Annotated in this window: 15 protein-coding genes and 1 tRNA gene; 12 read left to right on the top strand and 4 right to left on the bottom strand. The window is 61.7% G+C overall.

The window, feature by feature from the left end; translation table 11 throughout:
* The first annotated feature begins 54 nt into the window (after window positions 1-54).
* From sucC to ACERK3_04810, 3 genes are all read left to right on the top strand, one after another.
* Complete coding sequence (gene sucC / locus ACERK3_04820; GenBank protein MFA9477613.1) at window positions 55-1,269, top strand: ADP-forming succinate--CoA ligase subunit beta; 1,215 nt, start codon at window positions 55-57, stop codon at window positions 1,267-1,269.
* A gap of 53 nt (window positions 1,270-1,322) precedes the next feature.
* Window positions 1,323-1,529 (top strand): hypothetical protein, encoded by a 207-nt coding sequence (locus ACERK3_04815; GenBank protein MFA9477612.1) that lies wholly within the window; start codon window positions 1,323-1,325, stop codon window positions 1,527-1,529.
* A 510-nt stretch (window positions 1,530-2,039) separates the two neighbouring features.
* Complete coding sequence (locus ACERK3_04810) at window positions 2,040-2,531, top strand: hypothetical protein (GenBank protein ID MFA9477611.1); 492 nt, start codon at window positions 2,040-2,042, stop codon at window positions 2,529-2,531.
* Window positions 2,532-2,656: 125 nt separating this feature from the next.
* On the opposite strand, the gene ACERK3_04805 is transcribed toward ACERK3_04810, so the two are convergent.
* Window positions 2,657-3,037 carry a hypothetical protein gene (locus tag ACERK3_04805; protein ID MFA9477610.1) on the bottom strand — a complete coding sequence of 127 codons (381 nt, stop codon included), beginning with the start codon at window positions 3,035-3,037 and terminating at the stop codon, window positions 2,657-2,659.
* A gap of 306 nt (window positions 3,038-3,343) precedes the next feature.
* Here ACERK3_04805 and ACERK3_04800 point away from each other — a divergent pair, with 306 nt between their 5' ends.
* From ACERK3_04800 to ACERK3_04790, 3 genes are all read left to right on the top strand, one after another.
* The gene (locus ACERK3_04800; GenBank protein MFA9477609.1) at window positions 3,344-4,213 is read left to right on the top strand and encodes an alpha/beta hydrolase; all 870 of its coding nucleotides are present in this window, start codon (window positions 3,344-3,346) and stop codon (window positions 4,211-4,213) included.
* A 67-nt stretch (window positions 4,214-4,280) separates the two neighbouring features.
* Window positions 4,281-4,982 (top strand): deoxyribose-phosphate aldolase, encoded by a 702-nt coding sequence (gene deoC, locus ACERK3_04795; protein MFA9477608.1) that lies wholly within the window; start codon window positions 4,281-4,283, stop codon window positions 4,980-4,982.
* Between the two features lie 76 nt (window positions 4,983-5,058).
* Window positions 5,059-5,132 (top strand) — tRNA-Leu (locus ACERK3_04790).
* A 123-nt stretch (window positions 5,133-5,255) separates the two neighbouring features.
* On the opposite strand, the gene ACERK3_04785 is transcribed toward ACERK3_04790, so the two are convergent.
* On the bottom strand, window positions 5,256-6,686 hold the full coding sequence (locus ACERK3_04785) for an aldehyde dehydrogenase family protein (protein ID MFA9477607.1): 1,431 nt from the start codon (window positions 6,684-6,686) through the stop codon (window positions 5,256-5,258).
* A 230-nt stretch (window positions 6,687-6,916) separates the two neighbouring features.
* On the opposite strand from ACERK3_04785, the gene uvrB reads away from it, so the two are divergent.
* From uvrB to ACERK3_04760, 5 genes are read left to right on the top strand one after another with little or no spacing between them, the layout of a single operon-like run.
* Complete coding sequence (uvrB, locus tag ACERK3_04780; protein MFA9477606.1) at window positions 6,917-9,055, top strand: excinuclease ABC subunit UvrB; 2,139 nt, start codon at window positions 6,917-6,919, stop codon at window positions 9,053-9,055.
* Window positions 9,056-9,100: 45 nt separating this feature from the next.
* Window positions 9,101-9,586: a DUF695 domain-containing protein gene (locus ACERK3_04775; GenBank protein ID MFA9477605.1), complete on the top strand. Its 486-nt coding sequence runs from the start codon at window positions 9,101-9,103 to the stop codon at window positions 9,584-9,586.
* 48 nt (window positions 9,587-9,634) lie between these two features.
* Complete coding sequence (locus tag ACERK3_04770) at window positions 9,635-9,982, top strand: SdpI family protein (protein MFA9477604.1); 348 nt, start codon at window positions 9,635-9,637, stop codon at window positions 9,980-9,982.
* A gap of 20 nt (window positions 9,983-10,002) precedes the next feature.
* Window positions 10,003-10,242, top strand: a complete 240-nt coding sequence (locus ACERK3_04765) for a hypothetical protein (protein ID MFA9477603.1) — start codon at window positions 10,003-10,005, stop codon at window positions 10,240-10,242.
* Window position 10,243: 1 nt separating this feature from the next.
* Complete coding sequence (locus tag ACERK3_04760) at window positions 10,244-10,609, top strand: hypothetical protein (protein MFA9477602.1); 366 nt, start codon at window positions 10,244-10,246, stop codon at window positions 10,607-10,609.
* 23 nt (window positions 10,610-10,632) lie between these two features.
* Here the strand turns inward: ACERK3_04760 and ACERK3_04755 are convergent, their stop codons facing one another.
* Window positions 10,633-11,484: a transglutaminase N-terminal domain-containing protein gene (locus ACERK3_04755; GenBank protein MFA9477601.1), complete on the bottom strand. Its 852-nt coding sequence runs from the start codon at window positions 11,482-11,484 to the stop codon at window positions 10,633-10,635.
* 743 nt (window positions 11,485-12,227) lie between these two features.
* Between ACERK3_04755 and ACERK3_04750 the strand changes: the two genes are divergently transcribed.
* A complete protein-coding gene (locus ACERK3_04750; protein ID MFA9477600.1) occupies window positions 12,228-12,686 on the top strand; it encodes a hypothetical protein in 459 nt (152 codons plus the stop codon).
* Window positions 12,687-12,694: 8 nt separating this feature from the next.
* On the opposite strand, the gene ACERK3_04745 is transcribed toward ACERK3_04750, so the two are convergent.
* The gene (locus tag ACERK3_04745) at window positions 12,695-13,153 is read right to left on the bottom strand and encodes a hypothetical protein (GenBank protein ID MFA9477599.1); all 459 of its coding nucleotides are present in this window, start codon (window positions 13,151-13,153) and stop codon (window positions 12,695-12,697) included.
* Window positions 13,154-13,217: the final 64 nt, after the last annotated feature.

Genomic DNA, 13,217 nt, shown 5'->3' with positions numbered 1-13,217 from the left:
CAATCCCCCCCCCGGCTTGGCCTCGCGTGCCTCGGTCGATATGATCCACGAACCATGAAGATCCACGAATACCAGTCGCGTGAATTGATGCAGCAGTTCGGTATCGCCGTCCCCGGCGGCGTTGTCATCGACAACGCTAGCGAAGCCGCCAAGGCCTACGAGCAAGTCTGCAAGGAAGAAAACGTCACCCTCGCTGTCGTCAAGGCACAGGTCCACGCCGGCGGCCGCGGCAAGGGCGGCGGCGTCAAGCTCGTCCGCTCTGCCGACGAAGCGAAGCAGGCTGCCGAGGCCATCCTCAGCAAGCCGCTCATCACGCCGCAGACCGGCCCCGAAGGCGTCGTGGTGCAAAAGCTGCTCATCGCCGCCGGCGTCGACATCGAAAAAGAGTACTACCTCGGCATGGCTGTCGACCGCAAGACCGGCTTGCCCGTGCTCATCGCCTCGTCGGAAGGCGGCGTCGAGATCGAAGAGGTCGCGAAGCACACCCCCGACGCCATCATCCGCGAATCCATCGACCCCCAGGCCGGCCTCCACGGCTACCAGGCCCGCAAGGTCGCCTTCCAGGTCGGCTTCAAGGGACAGCAGATCAAGCAGGCCAGCAAGATCATGGCCCAGCTCGTCCGCCTCTTCATCGAAACCGACGCCAGCCTCGCCGAGATCAACCCCCTCGTCGTCACCCCCGCCGACAGCGACAACCCCGACGGCCGCGTGCTCGCCATCGACGCCAAGATCAGCTTCGATGACAACGCCATGTTCCGTCAGAAGCAGATCCAGGAATACCACGACCCCACCGAGGAAGACGCCCGCGAACTCCAGGCCAACAAGTTCGCCCTCAACTACATCGCACTCGACGGCAACATCGGCTGCCTCGTCAACGGCGCAGGCCTCGCCATGGCCACCATGGACATCGTCAAGCTCCACGGCGGCGAGCCCGCCAACTTCCTCGACGTCGGCGGCTCCGCCAGCGAAGAAGCCGTCACCGAAGCATTCCGCATCATCCTCAGCGATGACAAAGTCCAGGGCGTGCTCGTCAACATCTTCGGCGGCATCATGCAATGCGACCGCATCGCACGCGCCATCGTCGCCAGTGCCAAGTCCGTCGGCTTCAAGGTCCCGCTCGTCGTCCGACTCGAAGGCACGAACGTCGAGGAAGCACGCAAAATCCTCGAAGCTGCCAAGGGCGACATCCCCACCATGCAGATCGGCACGGACCTCACCGAGGCCGCCAAAAAGATCACCGCCGCCGTGGGCGCCCCCCAACCCGCGTAACCCAACCGCAGGGTCGATACCATGATCATCCATTAGCCACGAAGCGCAGCGGAGTGTCCCTCATGATCCTGCGCGTCGGCCCGTTCCTCTACCGCGTCCGCTTCGTCGATGGCTACATCGACCACGAAGGCGAACCCTGCCTCGGCCTCTGCGATAACGACGCCCACGAACTGCTCGTCTCCACCACCGTCAACGAAGCCCAGCAGATTCAAGTCATCTGTCTCGAATACATGGAGATGTGTTGTCGGTTTGTCCAATAAGCCGAGCAACCTCCTCCGGTACAATATGGCATAGAATGCTCGGAATCCTCCTAGGCTTAGTGTTAGGGGAGATTGTATGGACCCCGCATGGCTGATGGTGATATTGGGGGGAAAGCTGTGCATGCTTTCCGCTGCGTTTGCGTTGATTCTAATATTCACCGCTGCACTCATGCGGTGGTGGCTGGTCTCAATGTTGATAGTCGGGATTGCATCGCTGTGGGTGTTTGGGTTGACGATGGCGACAGGGCTAACATTGGGGAGTGCGATCGTTTTTCTGTCCGATTCGTGGCAACGGACGGGTTTGTTCGGCAGCACTCCGTTGTTGTTACTTATCGCAGCCATCGTCCGCTTTACGTGGGGGCTCTCGTCGGGAACTGAACGGATTACGAATGGCCTGTGTATCGTCTGCGGTTACGACCTGATGGGCACTCTAGATGCGAATCGAACTACATGCCCCGAGTGTGGAGCCAACATTTCTGATGACAAGAACAACTGCGACGGAGCCCATCCATGATTCTCCGTGTCGGCCCATTCCTCTACCGTGTCCGCTTCGTTGACAGCTACATCGAGCACGAGGGAGAGAAATGTCTCGGGCTCTGCGACAATGATGCCCACGAGTTGCTAGTTTCAACGGTGGTGACCGAAGCCCAGCAAATCCAAGTCATATCCCATGAGTACATGGAGGCCTGGCTCTTCCACTTCGGCGAAAACGTGGCCGACAAGGAAGACTACTGCGACCTGTTCGGCATGGCCATGACACAGTTCGTCCTCGACCTCACCCGCCAACTCCAGCAGCCCGCCACGCAAGACACGCCCGACGCCTCCGCCGACGCGCTTCGACATTGCCTCGACCAGGCCGTGCACACCCACACCGATGCCGACAACGCGTCACCCACGCCGACGCCAACCCGCCACATCGCCACCAAGCTCGCCCGCCACGCCGCAAAGGTTGGCCTGAAAGTCCGCCACGTCTACGACGGCAAAAACAACATCGAACCCTGACCGCTCACACCGATCAGACATGCATCCCCATCGCGCTCAAAGCCCACGGCTTGCAGCCGTGGGTCTGAACGCTTGCGGGTCTTAACGATCCTGCACCCCAAACCCCCGCCCTACTCCCCACCCCACTACTCGCCCTGCGTCGGCAAAATCCGCCCCACCGCCTTCTTCCCCGGCCGAGCCTTCTTCGCCGCCTTCGCCAGTTGCAGCGGTTCGTCCGCAGGCGTTTTCGCAGGCGATGCCGCAGGCGTTTCGCGCTGGTTGATGCGTTCGAGTTGTTCCTGCTTCGCTCGATGGATCATCGAATCCACACCGGCGCGGACATCCGAAATCAGAATTCGCTCCAGCGATTCGCCCTGTTCCGCCGGGTCTGCTTCCAGGAACATCAGGATCGCCGCGCTGAGCACGAGCCCCTTCTGCTTCGCGTGGCCGTAGTGCCGACACACCTCGTTGAACTCTTCCAGCAGAGGTTCGGGGATCGCCAGGTTGATCGTCTTTTTGCGGGGCATGGAGGCATTACACCGTTGACAACCACGCAACGTCAATCGTGATATTAACGTTGACGGGTCGTATTTTGATTGTTACCCTCACCCCACTTTTAAGATGATGTAATATCTTGCTGTGGGATGAGTGACCGCCCCGCGTTAGATGAGCAATATACAAATCACGCTTATGTTTGGGCGGATGCCGTCGGGGGCATTCGCCCTTTTTTTACATTCACGCATTGCCCCGTCCGCATAATTGATTCAGCTTCACGCCGACGGCCGTCCACAGTCAGCAGACCTCACCAACTGCCCCTATCCTATGGCCCGATCATGGGACTGCTTCTCCTACTACTGCTCGCCTTGCTGCTCATCTTAACTGCCGGGGCCTTCGCCATCGCCTGCCGATTGCGCCGTCCGCCACGCAAGACCTACGCAGTTGCCCTCGCGCGTGGATTGCCCACCGACCCGGAACAAATCGGCAGACCTTCCACCGAACTCACCCTCCGCCTCGCCAACGGCCACGACAGCCCCGCCTGGCTCATCCCCGGCGATCAACCCCAAGGCCCTGTCGTCATCCTCATCCACGGCTTCGGCGATTCACGCCTCGGCCAACTCACCTGGGCCCATCTCTTCACACCCCACGCCAGCCAACTGCTCCTCTTCGACCTCCCCGGACACGGCGAAGCGGACGGCACCTGTCAACTCGGCACGCGCGAGGCCGACGACATCATCAACATCCTCGACCAGATCGACACCACCCAGGGCGTCGTCCTCTTCGGCTACTCCATGGGCGCCGGCATCGCCATCGCCGCCGCCGCCTCACAAGACCCGCGCATCAAAGCCGTCATCGCCGACGGCCCCTACCCGCGATGGCATCAGCCGGTCGCCAATTTCCTCCGCGCCCGCCGCTGGCCGGTCGTCCTCCTGCTGCCGCTTACCGCCGTCGCCCTCCGCCTGCTCAACCCCCGCTGGCAGCCTTACGACCGCGTCGAGCAGGCCCGCCACCTTTCATGCCCCCTGCTCGTCCTCCACGGCCGACACGACCCCATCTGCCACTACGACGACGCCGTCACCATCGCCAGCGCCGCCCCGCAAGGCCAGCTCATCGAATTCCCCGACAGCAGCCATCTCGATCTGGCCCACCGCGACGAAACCCGCTACCGTACCGCCCTCAAGAACCTCTTCGACAATCTGAACTGACCCCCACCCGAAGCCCAAGGCGTGACGCCGTGGGCTTCTCCTCCCCCCACAAACCAGAAACCACCCCATGACCCTCGCCGCCACCATCGACCACACCAACCTCAAGCCCGAAGCCACCCTCGCCGACATCGACCGCCTCTGCGACGAGGCCCTCGCCCACGGCTTCGCCAGCGTCTGCGTCAACGGCCACTACGCCGCACACGTCGCCAACCGCCTCAAAGCCAGCCCCGTCAAAGCCTGCGTCGTCGTCGGCTTCCCCCTCGGCGCGATGAAAGCCATGATCAAAGCCATCGAAGCCACCAGCGCCTGCAAAGAAGGCGCCCAGGAAATCGACTTCGTCGCACACCTGCCCCACCTGCTCGCCGAAGACAGCCAGGCCGCCGAGCGCGAGTACCTTGAGCTCACCCGAGCCGTACGCTCCGTCAACCCCGACGTGGTGGTCAAGCTCATCATCGAGTCTGCCGCACTGATGAAAGATGTGGATGATGAAACAGCCGAGCGCCGCATCGCCGTCGCCTGCCGCGCCGCGCAGAACGCCGGCTGCGACTTCGTCAAAACCTCCACCGGCTTCCACCCCGCCGGCGGCGCAACCGCCGAAGCCGTCCGCCTCATGAAACAACACGCCGGCCCGATGCAGGTCAAAGCCTCTGGCGGCATCCGCAACGCCGACGACGCCCACACCATGCTCAACGCCGGCGCCACCCGCCTCGGCTGCTCCGCCGGCGTCGCCATCGTCCAGGGCCAACCCACCCCCGACACCGGCTACTGACCTGCAGCTCTGCGCAACCGCCCCCACCTCGCTACACTTGTCCCCCGGACGCCCCGGCCGCGCAGCAACAACACCCGGCGCCGTAGCCCAATTGGCAGAGGCAGGCGACTTAAAATCGCTCCAGTGTGGGTTCGAGTCCCACCGGCGCCATTCTCAGAAAATCATACGCATCGGACATAAATCGCCAGTGCGATGGAAACCCACGGATTCAATCCGTGGGCGTCAGCATAGAAATGCCGTGAGCAAAGATGGAGACCAAATCACCCATCCCTCTCACCGACGAACCACCATCAAACGAAGCTCCGTCATCGCTTCCATCGCATAACGCGGACCCTCTCGGCCGATGCCCGAATCCTTCACGCCGCCATACGGCATGTGGTCCGCTCGCCACGACGGTATCTCGCCAATTAACACCGCGCCAACCTCAAGCTCATCCCACGCCTGATGCGCCTTAACCATGTCGCGCGTAAACACACCCGCCTGCAAGCCGAATCGGCTGCGGTTCACCTCCGCCAGCGCATGCTTGAACTCACGAAATCGCGACAGCACCGCCACCGGCCCGAACGCCTCTTCGCTCACCAGCTCGCACGCCTCCGGCACGGCCTCCAGCACCGTCGGCTCAAACATCGCACCCTTGCGACCCCCGCCACACAACACCCGCCCCCCCTGCTCCACCGCCGCGTTCACGCGCGATTCCAACCGCTCCGCCGCCTGCTCGGAAATCATCGGCCCGATGATCGTCTCTTCCTCGCGCGGGTCGCCCATCTTCAGCCGACGCGCTCCTTCCACGAAGCGATGGCGAAAATGCTCATACACATCATCATGCACGATGATCCGCTGCACACTGATGCAGCTTTGCCCCGACTGGTAAAACGCCCCGAACGTAATCCGCTCCAGCGCGTCCGCCATGTCCCAGTCCCGGTCAACGATCACCGCCGCATTGCCCCCAAGCTCCAGCACCACCTTCTTCTTCGCCGCCTTCGCCTTCAACTGCCAGCCCACCAGGTCCGACCCGGTAAACGACAGCAGCCGAATCCGGTCGTCCTCCACCAGCGCCGCCGCGTCTTCGTTCGAACACGTCACGATCGACCACGAGCCCGGCGGCAACGCCGTCTCCCGCAACATCTGCCCCAGCGCAATCGCACACAACGGCGTCTGAGGTGATGGCTTGAGCACAAACGGACAACCCGCCGCGATCGCCGGCGCAACCTTGTGCACCACCAGGTTCAGCGGAAAGTTGAACGGCGTGATCAACGCGCAAGGCCCCACCGGCACCCGCATCGTCATCCCCACATGCTGCGACCCCCGCTCCGTCAGATCCATCGGCAGCACCTCGCCCGACACCTGGCCGCACGCCTCCGCCGCCGACTTGAACGTGTCCACCGCCCGCTGCACTTCCGCCCGCGCCACCACGATCGGCTTGCCCGCCTCCACGCAGATCAGCTCCGCCAACTCCTCCCGCCGCTGCTTCACCAGCGACGCAAGCTTTCGCAAGATCGACTGCCTTTGATACACGTCCAGCGCCCGCATCTCCTGCGCCGCCGCTGCCGCTCGGCAGATCGCCTGGCTCACCGCCTTCGCGTCCGCCCGCGCCACCCGCGTCACCGGCACCCCGCGATATTTGTCCAGCACCGCCATCCCCCGGTTCGGCGTCAGCGGTTCACCACCAATGAAATACGGATGTGTCGTATCCAGATCGAGCAAAACCGCTCCCTTGTCACCACGGACGTACAGACGACAGACGTACAGATATTGATCCCCCAAGCCCCAAAGTACGCCCCACCCCCCAAACCGGATGCATCCCCTCCATTAAAGCCCACGGATATAGCGCAGCGAATCCGTGGGTCCCCCCCCAACTCAAAAACTCGAAACCAGAAACCACAAACCACAAACCAGAAACCCACTCCCCCTCCCCCCCCTGCTAAAATCCTACCATGCCCACCCCCGACCGCTTCCAGCTTGTCAGCGAATACCAGCCCACCGGCGACCAGCCCGCCGCCATCGACGCCCTCACACAAGGCCTCAACGAAGGCAGGCCCCACCAGACCCTCCTCGGCGCCACCGGCACGGGCAAGACCTTCACGATGGCCAACGTCATCGAACGCGTCAACAAGCCCACCCTCGTCATCAGCCACAACAAAACCCTCGCCGCCCAGCTCTACGAAGAGTTCAAAGAGCTCTTCCCCCACAACGCCGTCTCCTACTTCGTCAGCTACTACGACTACTACCAGCCCGAAGCCTACATCCCCCAACGCGACATCTACATCGAAAAAGACGCCTCCCGCAACGACGACCTCGACCGTCTCCGCCTCGCCGCCACCAGCAGCCTCGTCTCGCGCAATGACGTACTCGTCGTCGCCTCCGTCTCCTGCATCTTCGGCCTCGGCTCGCCCGAAGAATACAAGCAACGCGTCGTCTCCCTCCGCGTCGGCCAGACCATCAACCGCCGCGACATGCTCCGCGCTCTCGCAGACCTCCAATACAGCCGAAGCGAATACGAGCTCGCCCGCGGCAAGTTCCGCGTCCGCGGCGACGTCGTCGAAATCTTCCCTGCCGCAGAAGAATTCGCCTACCGCGTCGAACTCTTCGGCGACGAAATCGAGTCCCTCGCCGCCATCCACCCGACCTCCGGCGAACTGCTCGCCGACGAAAAAGCCGTCTTCATCTACCCCGCCGTCCACTACGTCATGCCCGAAAACCAGCTCGACCAGGCCGTCGACTCCATCACGCAGGAACTCGAATACCAGACCGGCAAGCTCCGCAGCCAGGGCAAACTCCTCGAAGCCCAACGCCTCCAGGCCCGCACCAAATACGACCTCGAAATGATTCAGGAAGTCGGCTACTGCTCCGGCATCGAAAACTACTCCCGCCACCTCGACGGCCGCCCCCCCGGATCACGCCCCTACACCCTCCTCGACTACTTCATGCTCGACCGCCACGGATCAAACAATCCGAAATCCGAAATCCAAAATTCGAAATTCTCCGACTGGCTGCTATTGATCGACGAATCCCACGTCACCATCCCCCAGCTCCACGCCATGTACCACGGCGACAAGCAGCGCAAACAAGTCCTCGTCGACCACGGCTTCCGCCTGCCCTCCGCCATGGACAACCGCCCGCTCACCTTCGAAGAAATCGAAAAGCTCTGGCCGCAAACCATCTTCGTCTCCGCCACCCCCGCGAAGTACGAACTCGAAAAATGCCACGGCGAAATCGTCGAGCAGATCATCCGACCCACCGGCCTCGTCGACCCCATCATCGAAGTCCGACCCGCCGCCACGCAAGTGCCCGACCTCATCGAACTATGCAAGGCCCGCACCGCCAACGGCCAACGCGTCCTCGTCACCACCCTCACCAAGCGCATGGCCGAGGACCTCACCCGCTACCTCGACGAAGCCGACATCAAATGCCGCTACCTCCATAGCGACGTCGAAACGCTCGACCGCGTGCAGATCCTCCGCGAGCTGCGCGAAGGCGAATACGACGTCCTCGTCGGCGTCAACCTGCTGCGCGAAGGCCTCGACCTGCCGGAGGTTTCCGCCGTCGCCATTCTCGACGCCGACAAATCGGGTTTTCTGCGCAGCCCGACCAGTCTCATCCAGCAGATCGGCCGCGCCGCCCGCAACGTCGACGCCTTCGTCGTCCTCTACGCCGACGAAGTCACGCCCGGCATGCAGATGGCCATCGACGAAACCAACCGCCGCCGCGACAAGCAGCTCGCCTACAACGCCGAGCACAACATCACGCCACAGACGATCAAGAAAGCCATCCGCATGGGCATCGAGCTCGAACTCCGCGCCCGCAAGACAGCTCGCGAAGCCATCGGTGCGGAATCGGAAGAGGAGTATGACCGCGAACAGGTCATCGCCGAGATCGAAGCGCAAATGCTCGAAGCCGCCCAGATGCTCGAATTCGAAAAAGCCGCCGCCCTTCGCGACAAGCTCAAGCAGGTCAAAGACTCACCCGACATGGGCAAGATCAAAGTAAGCCGCAACGGCGAACCCAAAGCCAAGCCCGGCTCGCCAGGATCAAAGGCCGGCAAGCCACGGAAAAAGAAACGCAGCACCCAATAAAGTGTGCCACCAGTGGCACCCGGCGATAAGGGGGTAAGTCACGCGATGTCCGAATTCCATATCACCATTCCTGAGGAACGCCATGTGCTTGTGGAGTTCCAGCAAGACAACATGCCCGGCTTGGCAACAATCAACGGATCACTCTCCCGCTTCGAACCTAAAGCGGTCTTCGCTTGGCACCTGTCGTTGATGATTCAGTTGAAGCACCTCGCCGATCGTAGCATGCCATCGATAGCCGAGCAGGAGGAGATGTACGCCTTTGGCGACACTTTGGATACCGTGTTTAAAGGCAGTGACCAGGACAAGCCCAATGCACTTTTTCTCGCGAGAATCACATGGAATGGAACACATGAGTTGATCTACCGGGTTTACGACCCGGAGCTGCCGAACGCCTATCTGATCGAGCTTGCCAAGCAGGACGAATCTCCACGTCCGTTCGACTACCGTATCGACAACGATCCTGCATGGGAGTTGGCACGCTGGCACATGGAGTCCGCCGAGCACCGGGCTCCGCCTCCAATGGAAACGTAAGAAAAAAACGCAGCACGCACTGACTGCACTATCCTTAGGGGGCGTCACATGAACTGGCTCGACCCGTTCTTCCTGACGATTGGTTCATCGGCATTGATCTTTCTCATTGTCGGCCTGCTGCAGAAACGTTTCCCGCCGGCAAAGATCAATCCGTACTATGGCTACCGCACCCCATCGTCGATGCGATCACAGGAGCGATGGCACTTCGCTCAGCGATATTCCGCTTCCGTCATGATCCGAATGGGCGCAACGGTGGCACCGTTCGCGATTGTGGGACTGTTTATGACATGGCCACCTGTGACCTCAGCGATCGTCGCCTTGGCTGTGGTGGGAGCGATGGTGGCCATCCTGCTCGTCGGCACCGAGCGGGCCATTCGCCATCGCTTCGAGGTTTGATCGCTGCATAGGCACACGGCATGACAATTCGCCACATTATCCTGTTGCTTTGCTTACTGGTGCTTCTGACAAGCGCAGGCGCGTTCATCGACGTCACCGTGCTGCGAGCAGATCATTATTCCCCAGGCAATTATGAAACAGCCTTCCAGATTATGATTTTCGCGACCGGAGCCAGCCTGCTCGCGATCATTACCGCGACACTCACGATCCTGATTGGCGTGATCAAGGAAAGAGATTCCAGTGACGCAGTCGAGAAATAGTTTGCTGCTTCCAGTCGCCATCACAATGCTTTCGTTGCATTTAATGGTGCCATTCCTAGCAAATCAGATTCGATCGCATCATTATGACCTCGCTTATGTGTTGGATGCCGCAGCCTTGTTGTTTCTTGTCGGCATGGCTGTTTTATTGATCTGGAGCGTCTCGCTTCTGGGCAAACCGTACTGGCGACATTTTTTGTTGCCTCCACTTATCGTCGCTGGCAGCTTCCTTCTTTACGCATTGCCCTATACGACCACTTACCCTGGCTCCGATTGGTACGTGCCAAATTACATGGGCCTCACCTTCATTGCCGGGGGAGTGATTTTTGCCGTTGGATGCTGGCTTATTATTTTGAAATCGAGCAAGTAAAGCAGGGCTCACCTCCGCGCCCATCAATCCTTCTCCACCTCAATCTGAACCTCATACTCAAACTCGCTCGTCGCATCCGTCCCGCGATACCGGCCGTCCGACGGCGCTGCGTTGACCGCGTCCGCAGCGACCGCCAGCGCGATATGCTGCTCAGCCGTCGCGACGCCTGCCGTCGGGTCGTACCCGCGCCAACCAGCGCCCGGCAGGTACACCTCCGCCCAGGCATGCAGCTCATGCGTCTGCCCCAACGACTCGATCGTGCAGTACCCGCTGACGAATCGCGCCGCCATCCCCATCGCTCGGCAAAGCTCCATGAACAGCAACGTCAGATCGCGACACGACCCCTCACCCCGCACAAGCGTTTCGCTTGCAGGCCAGGGCGCACCCACGTCGCGATGCACCTGCTGGCAATGATCGGGAATATGCGTCACCAGTTGACGCAGATATTCCAGCGTCTGCCCGCCTGCCTTTTGTTGCAGCTCGCGGGCCAGCGCGTCAATCGCCTCGGCCGTGTCGCTGCGCTGACGATACACCGCCAGCACCGGCGCACTGTCAGGCGAATACGCCACCGGCAGCCGATCCGCCTCCGGATGCGTCAACAGAAACGCGAACGGGTTGTATGGCCGAATCTTGACGCACGCCTTGCTCTGCAACCACAACTGCTCGTGCATGTCGTTGAACCAGATCACCGACGCTCGGTTGTCGTGTGCATCGAGGATCGACGTCATCCCCGCCGGCGTCGGCTTGACCTCGACGTCAAACGACAGCAGTTCCTGAATATGGTCATGCCGCGGACAGACCCGCACGACCGTCGGCTCAAAGAAGACCGGCCGATCGTAGCGATAACACAGTTGATGAGTGATTAGATAACGCATGCCTTGATCCTAGCCGCAATATCCCGCCCACGTCACAATCGAAAGGTACCGCCCGCCGAAAACAAGGGCTTGAAGTACGACAATGCAGGCTCTCATTTAGCCGCGGGCCTTGGCCCGCGCGTTCGGCCCCGTGGCCAAAGAAGGCGGCGTAAGCTCCAGCCATCACACCACACCCGTGCGCAGCCGACTGCCACTGCCTCAGCCAAATTCCGCCCACCCCCGCCGTTCGCGAAAGGCCCATCCCGCTCGGCATCGCCGCGATCTTTGCTATATCCACCATCTCGCCTCCCGCGCACGCGGGTGACGCGTCGGCCCCCTATCGGATGGCCGTCCACATCGGCCTTCCACGATGCTCGGCTCGAAACGGTCGCTGCGACAACCCGACGCGTGAACGGAAGATGGGCAGGCTCGCGTCAGGTTCACCGCAAGCGAATCGCTCGGCCGACCACGACGGGATGTGGCGACGCCCCCGCGCCGCTGCGCTTGCGTGTTGAGCCTGCCTGCCCGGGCAACAGTACACCACGACCCCACGATCTCCCGCAACGGTCAGCAACCCGCAGCATCGCTCGCTCGCATGTGGCTATTGTTTCACCCAACACCCGTCGAACCCGCCCGCCTTGCGCGTGCGAGTCGGCGGGTGTTTTTCAATCGCGGCAATCAAATCTGCAACGATTATTCGAAATGCGCCCCACACACGCGCTACGATGGCAACGGAGCATCACCCAAGCGAGAGGAGCCTTGCCATGAACCTGCCCCCCAGCGCCCACCGCGTACCCCAGAACACCCCCGACGATCTCAACCAGCGTATCCGCCACACGACCCAGGCCAACATCGACTACTACGCTCACCATCCCGACCAGATCGACGATCGGCTGAGCGAACTCGACGAGGAATGGGACATCGAACGCGTGCTGGAAACCAACGCCGCCACGCTCGCTTTGACCGCCACGATCTTTGGCCTGCTCTTCGGCCGACGATGGCTGATTCTCGCCGCACTGGTCACCGGCTTCCTGCTTCAGCACGGCCTTCAGGGCTGGTGCCCGCCCATCCGTCTGTTCCGTCGGCTGGGCTTCCGCACCCCGCGCGAGATCGAAGCGGAACGCTATGCCCTCAAAGCCGTTCGCGGCGATTTCAAAGATGTCCCGCAAGGCATGGAAGGCGCCGAACCCGCCATGCGCGCCACCGGCCGACTCGGGGCATAGCGTCGGCCCTACGCTTTCCGCCGCCCCGTTCGAACCGTACCGCCGACCACGATCGCCCCGCTGATGATCAACAGATTCTTAATCACATACTGCCCCGCAAGCGTCGGCCACCAGGGCGCCTCGACCCACGTCGCCTCCGGCACGAGTACCAGCGACAAAAACGTCCCGCCCATCTGCCCCGCCAGCAGCAGGATCGCCAACCGAATCAAAGGCCGAAACAGCAGGCAGACCCCGATCGCCACCTCCCACACACCCAGCACCGGAATGAACCACGCCGGGTCGACCGCCCAGTACACCGTCGCTTCAATCAACGCGTTCGCCTCGCTTAAACCGAACGGCTTGAGGATGCCGAACCAGATGAAAATCACCGCCAGCGACCAGCGCAACAGGTCATGCCCCCAATGGCGCATCCAGGCGGCAATCAGCGGATCGTAACGATGGAACAGCTCATGCAGACGGCGAACCATGGCGAAGCTCCCAGGCAGGATGGTCGGGCGGAAGGTCGAGTCGCGGGGGGAGAACGCAATTGTA

Source organism: Phycisphaerales bacterium AB-hyl4 (genome assembly GCA_041821185.1).
Classification (GTDB): Bacteria; Planctomycetota; Phycisphaerae; order Phycisphaerales; family Phycisphaeraceae; genus Natronomicrosphaera; species Natronomicrosphaera hydrolytica.
Note: the sequence above shows the minus strand (reverse complement) of the source record. Positions and strands in the feature narration are given on the sequence as shown.